Annotated in this window: 18 protein-coding genes and 2 pseudogenes; 12 read left to right on the top strand and 8 right to left on the bottom strand. The window is 70.5% G+C overall.

Features of this window, described 5'->3' with window-relative positions:
* Nucleotides 1-94 precede the first annotated feature (94 nt).
* The 3 genes from OG609_RS06145 to OG609_RS06155 are packed head-to-tail and all read left to right on the top strand — an operon-like array spanning nucleotide 95 to nucleotide 2795.
* The gene (locus OG609_RS06145; protein WP_327271859.1) at nucleotides 95-787 is read left to right on the top strand and encodes a response regulator transcription factor; all 693 of its coding nucleotides are present in this window, start codon (nucleotides 95-97) and stop codon (nucleotides 785-787) included.
* On the top strand, nucleotides 784-2304 hold the full coding sequence (locus tag OG609_RS06150; protein WP_327271860.1) for a HAMP domain-containing sensor histidine kinase: 1521 nt from the start codon (nucleotides 784-786) through the stop codon (nucleotides 2302-2304). Before OG609_RS06145 ends, OG609_RS06150 begins: the two co-directional genes overlap by 4 nt.
* The gene (locus OG609_RS06155; RefSeq protein WP_327271861.1) at nucleotides 2301-2795 is read left to right on the top strand and encodes a hypothetical protein; all 495 of its coding nucleotides are present in this window, start codon (nucleotides 2301-2303) and stop codon (nucleotides 2793-2795) included. Before OG609_RS06150 ends, OG609_RS06155 begins: the two co-directional genes overlap by 4 nt.
* Before the next feature lie 314 nt (nucleotides 2796-3109).
* Here the strand turns inward: OG609_RS06155 and OG609_RS06160 are convergent, their stop codons facing one another.
* Together OG609_RS06160 and OG609_RS06165 are read right to left on the bottom strand one after the other, a co-directional pair.
* Nucleotides 3110-4030: an alpha/beta fold hydrolase gene (locus OG609_RS06160; protein ID WP_327271862.1), complete on the bottom strand. Its 921-nt coding sequence runs from the start codon at nucleotides 4028-4030 to the stop codon at nucleotides 3110-3112.
* Nucleotides 4027-4677 carry a TetR/AcrR family transcriptional regulator gene (locus tag OG609_RS06165; protein ID WP_327271863.1) on the bottom strand — a complete coding sequence of 217 codons (651 nt, stop codon included), beginning with the start codon at nucleotides 4675-4677 and terminating at the stop codon, nucleotides 4027-4029. Before OG609_RS06165 ends, OG609_RS06160 begins: the two co-directional genes overlap by 4 nt.
* Before the next feature lie 47 nt (nucleotides 4678-4724).
* Here OG609_RS06165 and OG609_RS06170 point away from each other — a divergent pair.
* Nucleotides 4725-5512 (top strand): annotated as a pseudogene (locus OG609_RS06170) (amidase family protein).
* A gap of 37 nt (nucleotides 5513-5549) precedes the next feature.
* Here OG609_RS06170 and OG609_RS06175 read toward each other — a convergent pair.
* Entirely contained in the window at nucleotides 5550-6551 is a 1002-nt protein-coding gene (locus OG609_RS06175; protein WP_327271864.1) for an aldo/keto reductase, read from the bottom strand.
* Nucleotides 6552-6668: 117 nt separating this feature from the next.
* Here OG609_RS06175 and OG609_RS06180 point away from each other — a divergent pair, with 117 nt between their 5' ends.
* The gene (locus OG609_RS06180; protein ID WP_327271865.1) at nucleotides 6669-7559 is read left to right on the top strand and encodes a LysR family transcriptional regulator; all 891 of its coding nucleotides are present in this window, start codon (nucleotides 6669-6671) and stop codon (nucleotides 7557-7559) included.
* 31 nt (nucleotides 7560-7590) lie between these two features.
* Here OG609_RS06180 and OG609_RS06185 read toward each other — a convergent pair whose 3' ends face one another.
* Entirely contained in the window at nucleotides 7591-7842 is a 252-nt protein-coding gene (locus OG609_RS06185; protein ID WP_327271866.1) for a hypothetical protein, read from the bottom strand.
* 14 nt (nucleotides 7843-7856) lie between these two features.
* Here OG609_RS06185 and OG609_RS06190 point away from each other — a divergent pair.
* Nucleotides 7857-9293, top strand: a pseudogene (locus OG609_RS06190) (IS200/IS605 family accessory protein TnpB-related protein); the annotation flags it as partial.
* A 328-nt stretch (nucleotides 9294-9621) separates the two neighbouring features.
* On the opposite strand, the gene OG609_RS06195 reads toward OG609_RS06190, so the two are convergent.
* The 3 genes from OG609_RS06195 to OG609_RS06205 all read right to left on the bottom strand — a co-directional run bounded on the left by OG609_RS06195 (nucleotide 9622) and on the right by OG609_RS06205 (nucleotide 13608).
* Nucleotides 9622-10353 (bottom strand): class I SAM-dependent methyltransferase, encoded by a 732-nt coding sequence (locus tag OG609_RS06195; protein WP_327271867.1) that lies wholly within the window; start codon nucleotides 10351-10353, stop codon nucleotides 9622-9624.
* Nucleotides 10354-10516: 163 nt separating this feature from the next.
* Nucleotides 10517-12976, bottom strand: a complete 2460-nt coding sequence (locus OG609_RS06200) for an MFS transporter (protein WP_327271868.1) — start codon at nucleotides 12974-12976, stop codon at nucleotides 10517-10519.
* A gap of 188 nt (nucleotides 12977-13164) precedes the next feature.
* Nucleotides 13165-13608 carry an SRPBCC family protein gene (locus OG609_RS06205; RefSeq protein WP_327271869.1) on the bottom strand — a complete coding sequence of 148 codons (444 nt, stop codon included), beginning with the start codon at nucleotides 13606-13608 and terminating at the stop codon, nucleotides 13165-13167.
* Between the two features lie 149 nt (nucleotides 13609-13757).
* On the opposite strand from OG609_RS06205, the gene OG609_RS06210 reads away from it, so the two are divergent.
* The 3 genes from OG609_RS06210 (at nucleotide 13758) to OG609_RS06220 (ending at nucleotide 17164) form a co-directional block, all read left to right on the top strand.
* Nucleotides 13758-14798: an Rv2578c family radical SAM protein gene (locus OG609_RS06210; RefSeq protein WP_327271870.1), complete on the top strand. Its 1041-nt coding sequence runs from the start codon at nucleotides 13758-13760 to the stop codon at nucleotides 14796-14798.
* Nucleotides 14799-14951: 153 nt separating this feature from the next.
* Nucleotides 14952-16556 carry an alpha/beta hydrolase gene (locus OG609_RS06215; protein WP_327271871.1) on the top strand — a complete coding sequence of 535 codons (1605 nt, stop codon included), beginning with the start codon at nucleotides 14952-14954 and terminating at the stop codon, nucleotides 16554-16556.
* Between the two features lie 65 nt (nucleotides 16557-16621).
* A complete protein-coding gene (locus OG609_RS06220) occupies nucleotides 16622-17164 on the top strand; it encodes a GNAT family N-acetyltransferase (RefSeq protein ID WP_327271872.1) in 543 nt (180 codons plus the stop codon).
* A 39-nt stretch (nucleotides 17165-17203) separates the two neighbouring features.
* Here OG609_RS06220 and OG609_RS06225 read toward each other — a convergent pair whose 3' ends face one another.
* A complete protein-coding gene (locus OG609_RS06225; protein ID WP_327271873.1) occupies nucleotides 17204-17776 on the bottom strand; it encodes an adenylosuccinate lyase in 573 nt (190 codons plus the stop codon).
* A 340-nt stretch (nucleotides 17777-18116) separates the two neighbouring features.
* On the opposite strand from OG609_RS06225, the gene OG609_RS06230 reads away from it, so the two are divergent.
* From OG609_RS06230 to OG609_RS06240, 3 genes are all read left to right on the top strand, one after another.
* Nucleotides 18117-19898, top strand: coding sequence for a 3-hydroxyacyl-CoA dehydrogenase family protein (locus OG609_RS06230; protein ID WP_327271874.1), 1782 nt, complete (start codon nucleotides 18117-18119; stop codon nucleotides 19896-19898).
* A gap of 91 nt (nucleotides 19899-19989) precedes the next feature.
* The gene (locus OG609_RS06235) at nucleotides 19990-20805 is read left to right on the top strand and encodes a TetR family transcriptional regulator (protein ID WP_327271875.1); all 816 of its coding nucleotides are present in this window, start codon (nucleotides 19990-19992) and stop codon (nucleotides 20803-20805) included.
* 91 nt (nucleotides 20806-20896) lie between these two features.
* On the top strand, nucleotides 20897-21694 hold the full coding sequence (locus OG609_RS06240) for a GNAT family N-acetyltransferase (RefSeq protein ID WP_327271876.1): 798 nt from the start codon (nucleotides 20897-20899) through the stop codon (nucleotides 21692-21694).
* The last annotated feature ends 190 nt before the right edge of the window (nucleotides 21695-21884 follow it).

Here is a 21884-nt window from a genome sequence, read left to right on the forward strand (position 1 = left end):
CCACATGATGGGAACGTAACAATGCCCCCGAGCTGCGCGTCCACCCCCGTGCGGAGTAGGCGGAAACGGTCCCCGTGTGCCCATAATCGGCCCCATGCCGCATGTACTGCTCATCGAGGACGACGCGTCCGTACGGGACGGAATGGAGCTCGTGCTGCGCCGTCACGGGTACAACGTCGACACCGCCGCCACCGGCGAGCAGGCCCTTGCCCTGCTCGCCGGGGAGCGGGGCGCGCGGGTCGAACTGGCCGTACTGGACCTGATGCTGCCCGGCATGGACGGCTTCGAGGTGTGCCGCCGCATCCGCGCCCGCTCGGCGAGCCTGCCGGTCATCATGCTGACCGCGCGCGGCGACGACTCGGACATCGTGACCGGCCTGGAGGCGGGCGCCGACGACTACGTCGTCAAGCCGGTCACCGCGCCCGTCCTGGAGGCCCGCATCCGGGCCGCCCTGCGGCGTGCGGAACCGTCCGCACGACAGCGTTCGGACGCCGATCTCGCCGGGCTGGTGATCGACCGCGCCGGGCTGACCGTCACCAAGAACGGCACACCGGTCGCGCTGCCGCCCACCGAACTGCGGCTGCTGCTGGAACTGTCGGCCTCCCCCGGCCGGGTCTTCAGCCGCGAGCAGCTCCTCGAATCCGTCTGGGACCACTCCTACCTGGGCGACTCCCGGCTGGTGGACGCGGCGGTCGGCCGGCTGCGGGCCAAGCTCGAGGACGTACCGGCGAAGCCGCGGTACGTACAGACGGTGCGGGGCTTCGGCTACCGCTTCGGGCCACTGTGAACCGTACGGACAAAGGCGAGCGCGGCGTCGCCTCGAAGCGGCGCTCTTGGCGGCTCGTCGGCGGGCTGCGCGCCCGGCTCGTCGTCACCTTCGTCGTCGTCGCCCTGATCAGCGCGGTGACCTCGACCGCCCTCGCCTACCGGGATGCCCGTACCGCTGTCCTCCAGCGCGCCCAGAACGCGGCCGTGAACGACTTCCGGGAGCGGGTCACCGCGGTCGCCGCCGACTTCGACCTGCCGCCCGACCAGGCGTCGCTGTCCCGGTTCGCGGCGAAGGTCTCGGACGGCATCGGCGGGAAGATCGTGGTCGCCCGCTACCAGGACCTCACCGCGGTCTCCGACTCGCTCGCCGAGACCGAGGGCCGGATCACCGTCGAGCTGCGCAGCGCCGTCATGACCGGCGACGATGCCAAGTTCCAGCGGGTGCAGTGGCGGGGCGAGCCCTACCTGGTCGTCGGCACACCTGTCACATTCGCCGACGGGGACCACCGCACCTCCGGCCTGGACGTTTTCGCGATCGCCGATCTGCGGGCCGAGCGCGACGACACCGCCGCCCTGCTGGACTCCGTACGGGCGGGCATCGTGCCGGTGGTGCTGCTGGCCGCTGTGCTGGCGCTGCTGGCCGCGGGGACGGTCCTTCGTCCGGTACGGAAGCTGGGCCGGGCCACCCGCGAGCTCGCGGCCGGAGACCTCGGCAGCCGGGTCGCCGTCACCGGGCACGACGAACTCGCCGACCTGGCAACGACGTTCAACGAGACCGCCGACGCGCTCCAGGCTTCCGACGCGGAACTGCGCGAGCAGGAGGCGAAGGCACGCCGCTTCGTGGCGGACGTGTCGCACGAACTGCGCACGCCCCTCGCGGCGATGACGATGGTGGCGACCGTCCTGGAGGAGGACGCCGACCAGCTGCCGCCGGACGCGGCGCGGGCGGCCCGTACCGTCGGCGCGGAGACGGCAAGGCTGTCCCGACTGGTCGAGGACCTGATGGAGATCTCCCGCTTCGACGCCAAGGCGGTACGGCTCAACGCGGCCGAGACGGACCTCGCCGACACCGTACGGGCGTCGCTGGCGCTGCGCGGGTGGACGGACCGGGTGCAGACGCACCTCCATGAGGGCGTACGGGCGGTGGTCGACCGGCGCCGCATCGACGTGATCGTCGCGAACCTGGTGGGCAACGCGCTGCGGCACGGAGCCCCGCCGGTCACCGTGACCCTCGGGACGGCCCTCGATGCGGACGGGGAGTGGGTGACGCTGGAGGTCGCCGACCACGGTCCCGGGCTGCCGCCGGGGGCTCGGGAGCGGGTCTTCGACCGGTTCTACAAGGCGGACGCGGCCCGCACGCGTGGCGCGGCCGACGACAGCGGGCAGGGCAGCGGCCTCGGCACGGCGATCGCGCTGGAGAACGCACGGCTGCACGGCGGCACGATCGACGTGGCCGACGTGGCCGATGGAGCGCGGCGCGGCGCGGTGTTCACGCTGCGGCTGCCCCTGCGACGTACAGGAGAGGGCACGAAGTGAAGGTCCGACAGGGGGTCGTGGTCGCCGCGCTGGGGATCGCTCTCATGGGCTGCGGCGTCCAGCCGACCGGAGTGATAGGCGCTGGCGAGCCCGCGTCCGGGCTGACGCGCGGCATACGGCTGTACTACGCGTCCGCCAGTGGGCTGCGCGGAGTGCCCCTGCTCGACAAGGAGGTCAAGAACCTCAACGCGGTGGTGAAGCTGCTCCTGTCGGGGCCGCCGCCCGCCGAGCAGCGCGACGGGCTCACCTCTCTTGTCCAGCTCCCCGGCTTCTCGGTGACCGGGACGGGCACCCGCGTCACGGTGCGCCTCGACGGCCCCTATGCGGAGTCGGGACGCGACCAGGGTACGGGCCAGCTGGTGTGCACGCTGGCGCGCGCCCAGTCCGTACTCGACCCGAAGGTCAGGACCGACGACGTCGAGGTCACCCTGCGGCCGTCCGAAGGCGCCGCGCTGGGCCCCTACCGGTGTGCGGAGTTCCTCAACACATGAGGCGGGCAGGCGAGTTCGCCTTGCCCACTAAAGCGAGCCGGTCCAGAACCCCGTTGCTCAAGCGGCGCCGGCCGGCGTGCGACCGCTCCACCGGGCGACCTCGCTGATCACGTAGCGGTCCTGGCCGTCAGGTCGCGGAGGGGCCGCAAACGTCCCGGGACGGGGACTTCACACGGGGTGCTGTCGATCACCGTCAGGCCGGCCACGCCAAAACGTTCAAGTGCGCGTGAGCAAGTACGCTCCGCGCGGGCCCCGTCGCCGTGCGCGGCCCCCGCATCGACCCTGACGAGCACATCGGCAGGAGAGGGGGATCGTCAGTGCTGCCCACTGTCTCCTTTCCCGACAGTTACGCCGCGATACGGGCCGGTCAGTTCCCGAAGGAGCGGGTCCGGTTCCTCGAGGAGGAACAGGTGTCCGCCGTCGGGGACGGTGCGCAGTTCGGCGCCGTCGATCTGCGCGTGCGCCCAACGCGTCACCTCGATGGGGACGTTGCCGTCCGCCTCACCGTGGATGAACACGGTCGGCACCCGGATCGATCCCAGCGACTCGGGCAGCGGGCGGGAGTATCCGGCGAGATCCACCATGGCCGCGTCCATGCCCTGACGCCGGGCCTCGGTGGTGTCCAGCTCCGACAGCTCCTGGAACTCCTGTTCCTTCATTATCAGTTGGTCGGCAAGCGGCCAGGCATCGAGGTGCGACTCACGGTTTTTCATGCGCTTGAAGATCCCCGTTCCCGCGAGCATCGGCCGGGCGATCACCGGGGCCCAGCGCACCAGCCGGTCCAGCCACTTCACGATCGGGATCCGGCGTGCGTACGCCTGTCGGGGTGCTCCGGGGACGGCGGCGCACGCGAGGATCAGTTTCGTCACGCGCTCGGGGTGCGTCTGGGCGGCGGACAGCGCGTATCCGCCGCCGCCCGAGATCGCCACGAGCGGTGCCCGTTCGCGGCCGAGGTGGTCGAGCAGGGCCAGGAAGTCGTCGGTCCAGCGGTGGAAGCCACGGCCGGGCACGGGGTCGGTCTCGCCGTATCCGGGGCGGTCCGGGAAGACCAGACGGACGCCCGCCTCCGTCGCGGCCTGCCGCAGCGCCATGCCTTCGAAGCGGCTGCCGGGCGTGCCGTGGAGCACGATCGCGGGCGGGGCGGTGGGGTCCCCGTAGGAGCAGTACGCGATACGGCGCCCGCCGGGGGCCGTCAGGCGGACGGTCTCGGGCAGATCCTGCAAGGAGGGGGTCATCTCTGCTCCTCATGCGATACGGGGGCGGCGGCAGCGGCGGCGATCCCGCCGATGACGAGGTCGAGGCCGTAGGCGAACCGGCGGTCGTAGTCGTGGTGGTCGGCGAACACCGACATGGCCCGGCGCTCGGACGGGAATCGGAGCTGTTCCGGATCGCCGCGGCCGAGGCGGATCGCCACATGCCCGGTGACGAAGTCGTGCAGGGCGCCGTACGCGTACACGGCGGCCTCCTCGTCGAGCCCCGCGGTCTGCAGCGCGGCGACGACCCGGAGTGCGACGTCGTCCGCGCCGGGCCCGACGAGGGAGGCGCGGCGGTGCGCCTCAAGGATGACGGGGTGGCGCATGAGCAGGTCATGGAGCGTGTCCGCGAACAGCCGGACGACGCCGCGCCAGTCTTCCGGCCAGTCCACGGACCGGGTCACCTCGCCGACGATCCGGGACACCAGCGCGTGCTGGAGCGCGTCGATGCCGCCCGTCGTGCGGTGGACCGCCATCGGTGACACATCCAGCCGGTCGGCCACCACGCGGAAGGTCACCGCGTCGAGACCCCGGTCGTCGGCGATCTCGGTCGCCGCGTCCAGGATCGCGTCGAGCGTGACCGCCCGGGGACGGCCGTTCTTCGGAGTGCTTGCCTTCTCGACCACCATGCCGTCACCATATCGATACGCGTAACGAAACAGCAATGGGAGCATCCATGCCGCAGTTGCACGACCTCACGGCCCTCCAACTGGCCAGCGCCTACAAGCGCGGAGACACAACTCCCACCGAAGTCGTGGACCATCTGCTGTCCCGGATCGAGGAGAGCGACCGGGTGGGTGCGTTCACCACCGTTTCGGCGGACCGGGCACGCGCCGCCGCGGCCGAGGCCGGACGCACCCTGCGTTCCTCGGACCGAGCCGAACTGCCGCGCCTGTTCGGCGTACCCACCGCCGTCAAGGGCCTGGAGGCCACCGCGGGCGTACGCACCACGCTGGGTTCCGCGCTGCTGCGCGACTGGATTCCCGACCACAACGACGAGATCGTCGATGTCATGGCCGACGCCGGGCTGATCAGCCTCGGCAAGACCACCGTTCCCGAATTCGGGGCCGCCTGCTACACCGAGCCCGAGGTGTCCGCCCCCGCGCGCAGCCCGTTCGGCCTCACCCGCAGCGCGGCCGGCAGCAGTGGCGGTGCGGCGGCCGCGGTGGGTGCGCTGCTGGTGCCGATCGCCCAGGGCAGTGACACCGCCGGTTCCGTACCGCCCCCGCGAGCGCCTGCGGTGTGGTCGGGCTGAAACCGAGCCGTGGGCTCGTCACGGCGGGCCCGGACGGCAACGACGGGATGGGGCTCTCCGTACGGGGGCCGCTCGCCCGCACCGTGCGCGACACCGCGGCGTTCCTCGATGCGCTGACCACCCGTACCGAACCTATCCTCCGCAGGTGGGCGACGAGCGTGCGTCACTGGGCGGCTTCCTCCAGTTCCAGCGCGAGACCCTGGCCATGAAGTGCACCGGGCCCCGGCCAAGGGGGCGCCCCACGGCTCAGCGGAGGTCCGGGCCCTTGAGGATGTCCTCGATCCGGGCCAGCTCCTCGTCGGCGAACTCCAGATAACGGACCGCCTCGACGCTGTTCTCCAGCTGGGCGACGCTGCTCGCCCCGACCACGGCGGAGGTGATCCGGCCGCCCCGCAGCACCCACGCGAGCGCCATCTGCGCGAGGGACTGCCCGCGTGCGGAAGCCACCTCGTCGAGCGCCCGCAGCCGGTCCACCAGTTCCGGAGTGACCGAATCGGGCGTCAGGAAGGGGCTGTTGCCGGCTGCGCGCGAGCCTTCCGGGATGCCGCGCAGATAGCGGTCGGAGAGGATGCCCTGCTCCAGCGGCGAGTAGGCGATCGATCCGGTGCCCAGCTCGTCGAGCGCCGTCAGCAGGCCGTCCTCGACCCAGCGGTCCAGCATCGAGTAGCGCGGCTGGTGGATGAGGAGCGGGGTGCCCAGCTCTTTGAGGATCCGGGCGGCCTGACGGGTCTGCTCCGGCGAGTAGTTGGAGATGCCGACGTAGAGCGTCTTGCCCTGACGTACCGCCGAGTCGAGCGCGCCCATCGTCTCTTCGAGCGGGGTGTCGGGGTCGGGGCGGTGCGAGTAGAAGATGTCCACGTAGTCGAGGCCGAGCCGGGTGAGGCTCTGGTCGAGCGACGAGAGCAGATTCTTCCTGGACCCCCACTCCCCGTACGGGCCGTCCCACATCAGATAGCCCGCCTTGGTCGAGATGACGAGCTCGTCCCGGAGCCGGGCGAAGTCCGTCCTCAGTGCGCGGCCCATCGCGGTCTCGGCGGCGCCGGGCGGCGGTCCGTAGTTGTTGGCGAGGTCGAAGTGGGTGATGCCGAGATCGAATGCCCGGCGCAGGATCTGCCCCTGGGTCTCCGGCGTCCGGTCGCCGCCGAAGTTGTGCCACAGGCCGAGGGAGAGCGCGGGGAGCAGCAGTCCGCTGCGTCCGGTGCGCCGGTAGGGCATGGCTTGGTAGCGGTCGGCGGACGGGAGGTACATGCGGGCTCCACGGACGGAAGAGGGGCGGTTGCGGTGCGCAGGGTCCAGGTTCGCCGACAACGATCCAGCAGTCCAACAGGAGATTCTGCTTGGATTCAGCGCTTATATTTCTCAATCATGGAGTTGCGTCAGCTGGAACATTTCGTCGCCGTCGCCGAGGAACAGCACTTCACACGTGCCGCCGAGCGCCTCGCCGTGTCGCAGTCCGGTCTTTCCGCCTCCGTCCGGGCCCTGGAGCAGGAGCTCAGGACCCCGCTCTTCAGCCGCACCACGCGCAGCGTGCGGCTGACCGAGGCGGGGCGCGCCCTGCTGGTGGAGGCCGAGCGCACGCTGGCGGGGGCGCGAGCGGCGAGGGACGCCGTCGATGCGGTACGGGGACTGCTGCGCGGCACACTGTCGGTGGGTGTCGAGCAGTGCGTGCCCGGGGTACATCTTCCGCGTCTGCTGGCGGCCTTTCACCGTAAGCATCCGCTCATGGAGATCCGGCTCCGCCAGGAGGGCACCACGAGTCTGGTGGACGGGGTGGCCGGCGGGCGGCTCGATGCCGCCTTCGCCGCGACCGTCAGTTCCGTCGAATGGCGAGGCGAGCTCATCCCGCTGGCGCGTGAGCCCATGGTCGTCCTCTGCGCCCCCGGTCACCGGTTCGCGACGGCGGACCGCGTCGCGTGGGGTGAGCTGCCCGGTGAGTCCTTCATCGACTTCCATCCGGACTGGGGTCCGCGGCGGGCGGCGGACGGGGCGTTCACCGAGGCACGGGTGCGGCGCACGGTGGGGCTGGAGGTGAATGACGTACACAGCCTGCTGGAGCTGGTGCACGAGGGGCTGGGGGTCGCGCTGGTGCCGCACCACTTCTCCCGTAAGCCCGAGGCCCGGGGATTGGTGGCGGTGGAGCTCGAAGGGCCCCGACAGCCTTACTACGAGAGCGTCGTGGTGCTGCCGGCGGCCCGGGCCATGAGCCCGGGCGCGCGGGAACTGATGGCGCTTCTCCAAAGTGAGAGCGGGCTGTGAGGGCAGCGGGGAGCGAGGGTTGTGCGAACGGTCATCCGCCCAGCGCCCTCGCGAACGCTCCCGCCTCCTGTGCGACTCCACTGCAGGTGTCGACGGCCTTCGAGGTGTCCTCGTCGGTGCACTCCTGATCGCGAAAGGTGGCCCACTGGGAGAGCGCGCCGATTCCCTTGCGCCCGGCGAAGGTGCGCAGGGACGCCGCGTCGGCGAGGGTGTGAGCTGCTGTCGGTTTGCTGAGCTGAAGTGCGTTGTAGTGAGCAGGAGTGAGTCCTGTCGGCGGGTCCACCGAGTGGGGACGGAAGCTGGGCGTCGCGCAAGCGGGACCTGACGCCGCTGTCGTCGTCGCGGATCGCGGGGGCGATCACCAAGGCCACACACGATCAGTGGGCGCTGGCCCGCCGTTGCCAGGCCGCGCACATCCGGAATCTGGAATCCGGGATCAGGACGCTGCGGCACCGCCTGTCCCTCCCCATCGGCGCGAGGGGAACAAAGCGGGCAGCCGGTGGCTACCGCTCCAAGGGCGAGTGGTTTCGCAAGTCCCGCCGCCTCGCCGCGCTGGAGGCACGGCACACCGCCGCCGTCGCCGACCGGCAGGCCGGACGCGTCCGGGTGGTACGGGGCGGCAAAGGCCTCCTCAACACCCGCCACCACCTCGCCCGGGCCCACCTGACCGAAGAGCAGTGGCGGGAACGGTGGGAGGCGGAACGCTGGTTCATCGCCGCCGACGGCGAGTCGGGGAAGCGGTTCGGGAACGAGACCATCCGCGTCACCCCGGACGGCGAAGTATCGATCAGACTGCCCGCCCCGCTCGCACACCTGGCCAACACCCGGCACGGCCGGTACACCCTCACCTCGACCGCGGCGTTTGCGCACCGGGGTCAGGAGTGGGCCGACCGCATTGTCGCGAACCGGGCCGTGGCCTACCGCATCCACCTCGACGTGGACCGTAGCCGCTGGTACCTCACCGCGTCCTGGCAACGCCCCGCCGTGCAAACCATCCCGCTGGAGACCGCCCGCGCCCGGGGTGTGGTCGGCGTCGACACCAACGCCGACCACTTCGCCGCCTACCACCTCGACCGGCACGGCAACCCCATCGGCGACCCCCACCGCTTCGGCTACGACCTGTCCGGCACCGCCGACCACCGCGACGCCCAGATCCGCCACGCCCTGACCCGCCTGATCAACTGGGCCAAGCAGGCCGGTGTCACCGCGATCGCCATCGAAGACCTTGACTTCACCACCGAGAAAACCCGCGAGAAGCACGGCCGCAGGAAGAGGTTCCGGCAGCTGATCTCCGGCATTCCGACCGGGAAGCTCGAGGCCCGGCTGGTCTCCATGGCGGCCGAACAGGGCCTGAGCATTGTCGCGGTCGACCCCGCCTACACCTCGATGTGGGGTGCCCAGCACTGGCAGAAACCGCTGGCCACCCCCAAGCGAAAGATGTCCCGTCACGATGCCGCCGGCATCGCGATCGGACGACGCGCCCTCGGACACCCGGTCCGGCGTCGGACGGCACCGCCCCCACACGACCGGAGCGATCGTGCGGGGCATCGGACCGCCCAGGCCCCACCAGGCACCCGAGGACGTGACGGAACCCGCCCACCCGCAACGGACCACGCCCCCAGAGACGTGCCACCGAACGGGACGCGAAAGCGGGAACCCAGCGCATCCAACACCGTTCGGGATGCGCCCAGTACACATCGGTGGGTCCAGGACTCACTCGTGCACACTGGCTAGGAACGGTGAACGTCTCCCCGCTCACGTCGTTGACGCCGATCATCACGGTGATGTGCAGGGCCCGCCAGGCCACAGTGTCCGACAGGCCCAGTATGTCCTCGGCGAGCGCGTCCTTGCTCATCCCGCCGACGGCCAGTACGGCCTCGCGGCGGAACGCACCGATCGCGCCCGGGATGGTGGGCATACAGCGCTGCAGGTCGTACTGACGGAGACATGAGCGACTACGCGCAGCAGGCCGCCGAGGCAACCCACGACCAGCTCACCGACGGGAGCCGGCTGCTGCCGTGACCTCCCCGCCCGCCGCTCCCTGTGCCGTCGGCCGACGATGTCAGCCGACGGCCAAGGACGCGGCCAGCACGAACCAGCGTGCGGGCAGGTCGATACGGGTTCCGTCGGGCAGATACTCGGTCTGGGCCAGGGCGGTGTCACCGCCGGCCAGCGTGGTCAGACCGGCCGTCCGCAGCAGCTCAGGCACCTCCTCCTCCATGACACCCGCCGGCTTGAGACCGTGGTCCAGGACCCGGCGCAGCTTCTCGGGCGGGCCGTCCGGTCCCTGCGCCGCCTGCTGGAGCACGTCCTTGGAGGCCGGGGTCAGCTCGGCGACGAACGCCCGGCCCCGCTCCCCCACCATTGTCGCAACCGCCGCGGCAACGGCGGGCCTGGCCTCGGCCTCGCTCTGGTGGATCACCGCACGCATATAGACATTGGTGTCGCCGGTCCGCTCGTGCAGGGCCGCCACGGCCTCCGCGTCGACGAGGTCGAGCTGGGCGAACTCGGCGACGCCGTCGGGGTCCGCGCGGCGTGCGAGCGCGATCGCCGCGTGCGAGAGGTCCACACCGATCGCGCGGGGGAAGCGGGTGGCGAGATAGCGAGTCTGGGTGCCGTTCCCGCAGCCGAGGTCGACGACGGGCAGCGAGGTGTCGGCGTACGGCAGGAGCAGCTCGCTGTGGGGTACGGAGCTGAGCGAGGGGTCGGCGTCCCAGATCGCCTCACCGGGTGCGTCCGAGGTGGCGGACCAGAAGCCCTCCCACGCCTCGCGGTACCGCTGTGACACGTCCATATGCACTCCCGATTCCGCTTTTCCTGAGGCATTTAGCTCAGGTACGGACTACCGCCCCGGGGCGGCCGCTGCAAGACCGCGCCCAGCATCCACCGCCCGTGGCGATGTCCTTCACCAGGTGGCCGGCCGGTGAAGCCATCGGCCGGCCCGCACCTCGGAACGGTCAGTCCTCGTGGCCGAGTTGGAGGTCGCGTTCGGTCCGTCCGCCACCCGCGACCTGGAGGACGGTCGCCACCGGCGGATACCCGGCCGCGATCACCGTGTACTCACCGGTGGACAGGTCCACGAACCGGAAGGCGCCGTCGGGCCCGGTGGTGAGCGTGTCGACCACATTGCCCGCCGCGTCCAGGAGCGTGACCCGGGCGTCCTCGACGGGCCGGCCGCCGCTGGCCCGTACGACGCCACGCAGCACCGCTCCACCGGCGAGTTCGATGTCCTGCCGGGTCTCCCTGGCCGCCTGCACGCTCACCGGCAGCGCGGCGGGCCGGAAGGCGGGCGCGCTGGCGGCCAGGGTGTACTCGCCGGCCACCAACTCCGTGATCACATAGCCGCCTTCGCGGCCGCTGCGGGTGGACGCGACCACTTCGCCGCGTACATCGGTGAGGGTGACGGCGGCGTCGCGCACCGGGATGCCGTCGGCGGTGACGACGGTCCCGGCAAGGCGTCCCGCACCGCCGAGCACCACATCGAGCTCGACGGGCCGCTCGCCCACGGTGACGCTGACGGCCTGCGGCTGGTGGCCGCCGGCCGCGGCGATGAGGACGTAACTGCCGGCGCCGGGCACGCTCAGCGCGTACCGCCCGTCGTCCCCGCTCGCGCCCCGTCCGACCTGCTGTCCCTGGACATCGATGAGGGTGAGGGCGGCACGCGGGACCTTCGTACCGTCGGGGTGCTGGACGCTGCCGCACACCGGCACACCCGACAGATACACGGGCGGCGGAGCGGCAGCGTTGGTGCGGGCGGCGGGAATCGGTGCGGACTCGGCGGCGGATTCGGGGCTGTGATGGGACACCAGCGGTTTCTCCTTGAGGAAGAAGGCGAAGAACAGGCCGAGCGCGAGCACCGGCACGAGGTAGAGGAAGATCCGCGGCATCGCGTCGGCGTATGCCTGGATGTAACTGTCGCGCAGCGCGGGCTCCATGGCATGGACCAGCTGCGGGGTGATCGACTCCGGGTCGGGGAGGTCGGCGCCGGACGGCAGCCGGACGGCGAGCGCGTCCGCGAGGCGGCCCGCGAAGAGCGTCCCGAAGACGGCGGCACCGACACTGCCGCCGATCTGCCGGAAGTAGTTGTTGGCACTGGTGGCGGCGCCGAGGTCGGCGGGCTCCACGGAGTTCTGCACGGCGAGCACCAGTACCGGCATGACCAGGCCGATCCCGATGCCGAGCACGGCCTGCGCGATGCTGTATTCGAACCGTGGGGTGTCGGTTTCGAGCCGGGAGAGCAGCCACATGCCGGCCACCGAGAAGGCGCCGCCGAGAATCGGATAGACGCGGTAGCGGCCTGTGCGGGAGATCAGCTGACCGGAGACGACGGACGCGCCGACGATGCCGCCCATCATCGGGAGCATCAGCAGCCCGGATTCGGTGGCCGTGGCGCCGTCGACCATCTGCAGGAACGTCGGCAGATAGCTGGCGGCGCCGAACAGTGCCACCCCGACGACCGCACCGACGAGCGCGGTGACATTGAAGATCGAGTCACGGAACAGTCGCAGCGGAATGATCGGTTCGGCTGCCCGGTGCTCGACGACGACGAACAGCAGGGCCGCTCCGGCGGCTCCGGCGGCGAGCCCCAGAATGGTGCGCGATCCCCAGGCGTACTCCGTACCGCCCCAGCTGGTCAGCAGCACCAGGCAGGTGGAGGCGGCCGCGAGCAGCAGCGCGCCGAGGATGTCGAGGCGGGGCCGGACGGTGGGCCTGGGGAGTTTCAGTACGACGGTGATGACGGCGAGGGTGATCAGGCCGAACGGGACGTTGATGTAGAAGCACCAGCGCCAGGAGGCATGGTCGGTGAAGAAGCCGCCGAGCAGCGGGCCCGCGACGGAGGCGAGGCCGAAGGCTGCGCCGATGAGCCCCATGAACCGGCCGCGTTCCCGGGGCGGTACGACATCCGCGATGATCGCCTGGACACCGATCATGAGCCCGCCGCCGCCGATGCCCTGGACGGCACGGAAGGCGATGAGTTCGTCCATGGTGCGGGACCAGCCGGCCAGCGCGGAGCCGATGACGAAGATGACGATGGCGAACTGGAAGACGACCTTGCGGCCGAAGAGGTCGCCGAGCTTCCCGTAGATCGGCAGGCCGATGGTGGAGGCGAGGAGGTACGCGGTGACGGCCCAGGACATCTTCTCCAGGCCGTGCAGCTCGCCGACGATCTTCGGCAGTGCGGTGGCGACGATCATCTGGTCGAGCGCCGCGAGCAGCAGCGTGAGCATCAGCCCGAGGAAGACCAGCCGGATGTGGCGGGGGGTGGTCTCCGGTACGGCGGAAGGCGCGATGACTGCGGCTTCTTCCGCCTCTTCCGTCTTTTTCACGTCAGGGAGCGGCGAGGGCGGTGTGGTCGCCGCCCCGGCGGCCCCCGCACCGCTCGGCTCGTCCTCCAACAGAGTGATCCCACCCACCACGTGCCGCTCCCCTCGTCGCATCTGCGCCGCCCATTTCTCGCATTGCGCGATAAGCGAGGGCAAACGTGACGGGGGGGCGCTGACGGCGCACTCGGGGGGCTTAGCCGCCGGTGGGAGCCACTACGGCGCACAACCGACGGGCCGAGAAAACCACCCGAACCGGTGAGGCCGGTCAAGAGAGGTGGGAGCTACTTCTCGACCTCGGTGGCAAGGTTCTGCAGCAGTTCGTCGTAGATCCGCCCAAGTCCCTTGGGCGCAAAGGTCTTCTCGAAGAATCCACCGATGCCGCCGGCGCCGTTCCAGACGGTCGACACGACCGCCTTCGACTTGCCCTCACCGGCCGGAGTGACGGTCCAGGTGGTGACCATCGAGGAGTTGCGGTCCTTCTCCACGAGCCGGCCGTCGGTGGGCTCGGTGACCTCCAGCAGACAGTCGCGCACCCGCTTGCTGGTGGCCTGGAGCTTCCAGTGGACGAGGGTGCCCTCGCCGTCACCGCCCTCACGCACCTCGTACTCGCTGAAGTGTCCGGGCAGCACCTTGCCCCGGACCTCCTTGTAGTCGGCCAGCGCGTCGAACACCGTCTCCGCGTCCGCCGCGATGACTCGCTCCGTCGTTGCCTCGACCTGCGCCATGGCTGTTCCTCCAGCACTCGGTTGTTCGGGGGTGTGCTGAGCCAACCACCTCCGGGACGCCGCTCAAAATCCGGGCCGGGACGAAGGAGAGAAAACGATCAAGGGAACAAGTGTTCTATTCTCTGTCCAGTGCTACCGAGGAGGCGTCCATGCGCTGGGACAATCTGGTCGAAAACCCCACCAATACCGGAGCCAGCGCGCTCTTCACCGCTGACGCGGTGACCACCCGCACCTTTGACACCCCCGAATTCCGAGGCATCACCTTCCACGAGATCCGGGCCCGCTCGATCGTGAACCGGGTGCCGGGCGCGTCGCGGATGCCGTTCGAGTGGACCGTCAATCCGTACCGGGGCTGTACGCACGCCTGCGTGTACTGCTTCGCACGCAAGACCCACAGCTATCTGGACCTCGACACCGGAATCGGCTTCGACTCCCAGATCGTCGTCAAGATCAACGCCCCGGAGCTGCTGCGCAGCCAGCTGGCGTCCAGCCGCTGGCACGGCGCACACATCGCGATGGGGACCAATGTCGACTGTTATCAGCGCGCCGAGGGCCGCTACCGGTTGATGCCCGGCATCATCTCGGCCCTGCGCGATCACGCGAACCCGTTCTCGATCCTGACCAAGGGGACTTTGATCCTGCGCGATCTGGAGCTGCTGCGACAGGCGGCCGAGGTCACCGATGTCGGCATCTCCGTCTCGGTGGGCTTCGTCGACGACGGGCTGTGGCGCACCGTAGAACCCGGCACACCTTCCCCCGAGCGCCGCCTCGACGCCGTCCGGACGCTGAGCGAGCACGGCATCGACTGCGGCGTGCTGATGGCGCCCGTCATCCCGTTCCTCGGCGACCACCCGGACCAGTTGCGCGCCACGGTCCGGGCGATCGCCGCCGCCGGGGCGACCTCGGTGACCCCGCTCGTCCTCCATCTGCGGCCCGGCGCCCGGGAGTGGTACATGCGGTGGCTCGGGCAGCACCACCCCCATCTGGTACGGCGCTACGAGCGGCTGTACGCCGAGGGGGCCTATGCGCCCAAGTGGTACCAGCGGCGCATCACGCGGTACGTCCACGAACTGGCGACCGAGTTCGGCATCGGCCCCTCGCACCGCGGTTCGGCCCGCCGGCTCCCCGTGCGTCAGGAGCAGCGGTCACCGCTCGACGGCCCCGAGCCCACCCAGCTGACCCTGCTCTGACCCGTCGGATTCGACACGGGCAGGCCCGGCGCATCCGACGCGGGCAAACGGGTCAACTCTCAACAGATCATGTCCTTCCGGGCGCGAATGTGGGGAGCATGCGGCGGGGGCTGCGTCACGCGCAGCCGTCTTTCCCCCACCACGGGAGGCCATATGACGAAACGTCCAGGAATTCTGTTCGCCGTCGGTGCGACGGTCGCCGGTCTGGTGACCGCCGCCCCGTCCCCGGCGACCGCCGACAACGGTGCGCGGCACACCGCGGCCGAGCTCAGATGGACCGACTGCGGCACCAAGTCGTACCCGAGTCTGCAGTGCTCATCGGTCAGTACGCCGCTCGATCATGACGATCCGTCGGGTCGGCAGATCACCCTCGCCCTGTCCCGGATCCCGCACACCGCGAAGACCTTCCAGGGTCCCCTGCTGGTCAACCCGGGCGGCCCCGGGGGCAGCGGCCTCTCGATGGCCGGCTTCGTGGCGTCCTCGCTGCCGAAGTCGGTTGCCGCGCAGTACGACGTGATCGGGTTCGACCCGCGCGGCGTCGGTCGGAGCGAGCCCGCACTGGACTGCGTACCGAATTACTTCGATCCGCTGCGCCCCGACTCGGTGCCGGACTCGCTCGCGGTCGAGGATGCCAACCGCAACCGGGCCCGTTCGTTCGCGCAGGCATGTGGCGAGAAGTACCCGGATCTGCTGCCCTACATGGACACGGTCAGCGCCGCCAAGGACCTCGATGTGATCCGGCAGGCAACCGGTTCCCAGCAGCTCAACTACTTCGGGTACTCGTACGGGACCTACCTCGGCGCGGTGTACGCCAAGCTGTTCCCGGAGCGGGTGCGGCGCCTGGTCCTCGACTCGAACGTCGACCCGGAGGGCGTCTGGTACGAAGACAACATCGGCCAGAATTACGCCTTCGACGCCCGTCACAAGGCGTTCGCCGCCTGGGTCGCGAAGCACGACACCACGTACCGGCTCGGCAGCGACCCGGCGAAGGTCGAGGATGCCTGGTACGCGATGCGTGCCGCCGTCAAGGCGCACCCCGCGGGCGGGAAGGTCGGGGCGAGCGAGCTGGAGGACACCTTCCTGCCCGGCGGCTACTACAACGGCTACTGGCCCTATCTGGCCGATGCGTTCGCGGCGTATGTGAACGACCAGGACCAGGACGCGCTCGTGAAGGCGTACGAGAAGTTCGGCGCGGTCGACGCGAAGGCCGACAACGGGTACTCGGTCTACTCGGCCGTGCAGTGCCGCGACACCCAGTGGCCCCGTCAGTGGAACACCTGGCGCAACGACAGCTGGAAGGTGCACGACAAGGCACGCTTCTTCACCTGGAACAACACCTGGTACAACGCCCCATGCGTCGACTGGCCGGTGGAGCCGCTGAACCCGGTACGGGTCTCCAACGACAGCCTGCCGCCGGTGCTGCTCTTCCAGGCCACGGAGGACGCGGCCACGCCGTACGAGGGCGGAGTCACCCTGCACCGCAAGCTGCGCGACTCCAGCCTGGTGGTCGAGCAGGGCGGCGGCAATCACGGCATCACCCTGAGCGGCAACGACTGTCTGGACACCTATCTGGCGGACTATCTCGACAAGGGCACCGTCCCGCGCGGCAAAGGCAGCGGGGCCGACGCGGACGCGGTCTGCGCCAAGTCCCCCGACCCGAAGCCGCTGACCGGCAGGGCGGCGGTGGAGTCGGCCCGGGGAACGGGTTCCGGCAGCAGGGGCAGCATCCTGCACGGCCTGCTCGGCTTCCGCGGCTGACGCCCTGCGAACCCGGGCCGAATTCCTGTACGGGTCATCCTGACGCATGCGTCAGGATGACCCGTATGACGATACGGACCACGCCCGATGTGCTCGTACGGGACATGACTGTCGACGACTGCGATGCGGTCGCGAGAGTCCGGGTGCGCGGCTGGCAGGCCGCGTACGCCGGACTGATGCCGCAGTCGCATCTGGACGCCATGGACATCGCCGAGGACGCGGAGCGGCGCCGTGGATTCTTCACCGAGGACAACCCGGTAGTGAATGTGGTGGCCGAACGGGCGGGCCTCGGTGTGATCGGCTGGGCCTGCTACGGCCCGTACCGCGAGAACGGCAGACGGCTGGCGCGGGGCGAGCTGTACGCGATCTATGTGCTGCCCGAGCAGATCGGGACCGGAGCCGGCCGCGCCCTGATGGCGCAGGTGCTCACCCGCGCCACCGCGGACGGCTTTCCGGACCTGGCGCTCTGGGTGCTGAAGGAGAATGCCCCGGCCCGCCGCTTCTACGAGCGCTCGGGTTTCCGCCCCGACGGCGCCGAGGAGCCCTTCGAGGTCGACGGCGTACTCGTGCCCGAGGTGCGGTACGTGCGCGCCCTCGGCACCCCTTGAACGCGTCGGCGCCGGACCGGCCGGCAGCGGTCCGCGCACTCAGGCCCCCCGCAGGCGGCTGAGCGCGTCCCGTGCCGCGCCGCCCAGTCGCGGGTGCGGCAGCGCCGCCTCCAGGAGCGGGCGGGCCTGTTCGTCCCCGAGCTGCCCGAGCCCTTCCACACAGGCGAGCGCCACCCGCCAGTGCGGATCGTCCGGGGCCAGGAGTCGCTCCAGGGTGCTCATCAGCGCCGGTACGGACTCCGGGGCCCGAAGCGCGGTGAGCAGCCGCACCGGGTGCAGGGCGTACGCGGTGCGCAGGTTGTTCGTTGCCAGGGCGGCGGCGGCCCGGGGGGTGCGGGGGTCGCCGAGGCGCACCAGGGCGTGGGCGGCGGAGACGCAGCGCTCCGGATCTCGGTGGTTGAGCAGCAGGACCAGCGCCTCGAAGGCCCGTCGGTCGCCGCCACAGCCGAGTCTGAACGCTGCGATCTCCCGCGCCCAGAGCGGGCGTTCGCGTTCCACAAGGACCCGGGCCAGCTCCTCGTCGTCGTCGGTGGCGAGCAGTCTGCGGTACGCCGCCGACTCGCCCGCCTCGTCCGCAAGCCGGTCCGTCAGCGACCGGAACTCCTCGTCCATGACCGTCAGCGTATCGGCGATGACAGTGAGTGTGAGCCGGACCACAGCAATTCGGGGCTGGCGCGCTCGTTACCCACCGGTTAAGCTCATGTGAGCGGGACACACTCCCCGCCGGCTCCGGTGGCCTGGTGACGCAGCCACCCGGAGTGCTTGTCGGTCCGGCAGCTTTGCGAGACGTGACTCCGGGACAGAGTCCGTCACCCCTTCCCGGTCCGGGCGTGCCCATCGCGCCTCGGCCTTGAGCACCACGACACGCAACCCCCGCACGCTCTGCGCCAGTTCTCCCCTTCGGCGCGCGCCGTGCTCCTCACAGTCGTCACTCATTCTCTGGAGTCCCGTGATGGACACCCCGCTCAGCACCATTGCCGTCGTCGGTCTCGGCACCATGGGCACCGGCATTGCCGAAGTCCTGGCCCGCGCCGGCCACGAGGTCATCGGTATCGACATCAACGACGCGGCCGCCCGTCAGGCCGTCGCCGCCCTGGAAGCCGCGACCGCTCGCGCCGTACGGCGCGAGCGGATCACGGAGGAGGAGCGCAGCGACATCCTCGCCCGGTTCTGTACCTTCGGTGACCTCCAGGCCGCCGTGGAGGCGGAGCTGGTCATCGAGGTCGTGCCCGAGTCGTACGAGATCAAGCAGCAGCTCTTCCGGGAGCTCGACGCGATCGTCTCCCCGACCGCGATCCTGGCGACCGGCACCAACGCCCTGTCGGTCACCCGGCTCGCCGCCGAATCTCTGCACCCCGAGCGCGTGCTCGGTCTGCACTTCTTCAACCCGGCGCCCGCGATGAAGCTGGTCGAGGTGGTCTCCTCGGTGCTGACCGCACCGCCGGCCGTCGAGGCCGTCACCGCGCTCGCCCGCAGCCTGGGCAAGGAGCCGGTCGAGGTCGGCGACCGGCCGGGCTTCGTGGCCGACGGGCTGCTGTTCGGGTACCTCAACCAGGCCGCCGCGATGTACGAGGCGAACTACGCCTCCCGTGAGGACATCGACGCGGCGATGAAGCTGGGCTGCGGCCTGCCGATGGGCCCGCTCACCCTCCTCGACCTGATCGGGATCGACACCGCCCGCACCGTCCTGGAGGCGATGTACTCCGCGTCGCACGACCGGCTGCACGCCCCGGCCCCCATCCTCAGGCAGCTCAGCGAGGCGGGGCTGACCGGCCGCAAGTCGGGCCGCGGGTTCTACACGTACACGGAATCCGGCAGCCAGACCGTGGTGCCGGACGCGCTGACCCCGCGGGAGAGCACGTCGGCGGCCGACGGACGCGCGGTGCGCTCGGTGGGCGTCGCGGGCTCCGGGACGATGGCTTCGGGGATCGCCGAGGTCTTCGCGAAGGCCGGCTACGACGTGGTGCTCGCCGCCCGCAGCCAGGAGAAGGCGGACACGGCGAAGGGCCGGATCGCCAAGTCCCTGGAGCGTTCCGTCACCAAGGGGCGGCTGACCGCCGAGGCGCGGGACGAAACCCTGGCCCGGATCACCGCAGCCGGTTCGCTGGACGCCTTCGCCGATGTCGATCTCGCGGTCGAGGCGGTCGCCGAGGACCTGTCGGTCAAGCAGCAGCTGTTCGGGACGATGGACAAGGTCTGCAAGCCGGGTGCGGTGCTCGCCACCACCACCTCGTCACTGCCGGTCGTGGCGATCGCGCGGGCCACCTCGCGCCCGCAGGACGTCGTCGGGATGCACTTCTTCAACCCGGCACCCGCGATGAAGCTGGTCGAGGTCGTCCGTACGGTACTCACCGCCGACGATGTCCACGCCACCGTCCGCGAGGTGTGCGTCAAGGTCCGCAAGCACCCGGTGGACTGCGGGGACCGGGCCGGCTTCATCGTGAACGCGCTGCTGTTCCCGTACCTCAACAACGCGATCAAGATGGTCGAGGAGCACTACGCGAGCCTCGACGACATCGACGCCGCGATGAAGCTGGGCGGCGGCTACCCGATGGGCCCGTTCGAGCTCCTCGACGTCGTCGGACTCGATGTCTCGCTCGCCATCGAGAAGGTGCTGCACAGCGAGTTCCGCGACCCGGGCCTGGCCCCGGCTCCGTTGCTGGAGCATCTGGTGGCCGCCGGCTGCCTCGGTCGCAAGACGGGGCGCGGCTTCCGCGAATATGCCCGGCGCTGAGCCGGGAGCCGGGTGGGGCGGGCTGCTCGATCCTTCGGGCGGCCCGCCCCCACGGGCGCATTCCCCTGCACCGATGCAGTACGTTCACACCATGTCCCAGCCCGCCAGGTCCCCCCGTGTCTCCGCCGCACCCGACGCCCCGGAGAGTGCCGCAGGCACGCGCGCCGCCGCCCAACGGCTCAAGATGCGCCGCGAACTGGCCGCCGCAGCGATGGAGCTCTTCGCCACGAAGGGGTACGAGGCGACGACGGTCGACGAGATCGCGGGCGCCGCGGGAGTTGCCCGGCGGACCTTCTTCCGGCACTTCCGCTCCAAGGAAGAGGCGATCTTCCCGGACCACGACGACACCCTCGTCAGGGCCGAGGCCGTCCTCAATGCCGCCCCCGCGCACGAGCACCCGCTCGACACCGTCTGCCGCGGCATCAAGGAAGTCATGAAGATGTACGCGGCGAAGCCCGCGGTCTCCGTGGCCCGCTACAAGCTGACCCGTGAGGTCCCGACCCTGCGCGAGGCGGAGATCGCCTCGGTGGCCCGCTACGAGCGGCTGTTCACGCGCTATCTGCTGGGCCACTTCGACGAGCGCGACCATCATGTCGGCAATGACGACCCGCTGCTCGCGGAGGTCGCGGCTTCCGCCGTCGTCACCGCGCACAACCATGTGCTGCGCCGCTGGCTGCGGGCGGGCGGCGAGGGCGATGTGGAGGCCCAGCTCGACCATGCCTTCTCGATCGTCCGCGACACGTTCGGGACCGGCATCGGCGCGGGCCGGATCGTCGGCACCGAACCGGCGAAGCAGCCGGCCGCTTCGGTGACGTCCCAGGGCGAGGTACTCGTCACGGTGGCGCGGACGGACGCGCCCCTCGAAGAAGTGATGCGCACGATCCAGCAGGCACTCAAGAACCGCTGAGCAGGGGCGGCCGCCCCCGTCCCCGTACCGGAAACGTCCCCGTACCGGAAACCCGGTTGCCGCGTCCGCGCCCCGGTGCTGTGGTGTGCGGATGAATCATGATCGCGACACACTTCTGACCCTTTTCGACCGCGAAATGCGCGAGCACGCCCGCCCCGACGGCCCCGGCGTCCGGGTCGAGCGCGCCGGTGATGTCGTACGGCAGGTCGGCGCGGCCGACGACTGGAACGGTGTCGTGTGGTCGGCCCCGGACCTGGATGCCGTACGGGCGGACGCGGCGATCGCGGCACAGGTGGCGCACTACACGGCGCTGGGACACGACGAGTTCGAGTGGAAGCTGTACGCGCACGACCGGCCGGCGGATCTGGCGGAGCGGCTGCTGGCGGCCGGTTTCGAGGCGGAGGAGCCGGAGACCCTGCTGGTCGCCCCGGTGGCGGACCTCTCGACGGCGGTGGAAGTGCCCGAGGGCGTCCGGCTGCGCACCGTGAGTGACGCGGACGATGTGGAACTGATGGCCCGTGCCCATGAGCAGGCATTCGGCTCGGACTGGTCGCGGCTGCGGCATCAGGTGCTGGCCAGGCTGTCCGAGGACCCGGACAGCTTCGTCGGCGTCCTCGCCATGGCGGGCGACGAGCCGGTGAGTTCGGCCAGGATGGAGCTGTACCCGGGCACGGGCTTCGCGGGGCTCTGGGGCGGCGGAACGGTCGAGGCGTGGCGCGGGAGGGGCGTCTACCGGTCCCTGGTCGCCTTCCGCGCCCGGATCGCGGCGGAGCGCGGCTACGGCTACCTTCAGGTCGACGCCTCCGATCAGAGCAGCCCGATCCTCCAGCGACTCGGATTCCTGGCCCTGAGCACCACGATTCCTTACGTGTACCGGCCCTCACGCTGACCGCTCCCGGCGGGACAGAACCCCCCGAAACACCTCTTGCGTTGCTCATGCGTGCCCGGCGGGTGACAAGTGAGAGAAATTGTTGGCACCGAGTGCCTTGCCAGGTGTCACGGAGTGCCATACGTTGAAGTTGTCCGGGCGGCCGGCGTGCTGAGACCTCACGTACGCCGGCTGTCCCCGCAAGCAATAT

Origin of the sequence: Streptomyces sp. NBC_01224 (genome assembly GCF_036002945.1) — a bacterium.
Classification (GTDB): domain Bacteria; phylum Actinomycetota; class Actinomycetes; order Streptomycetales; family Streptomycetaceae; genus Streptomyces.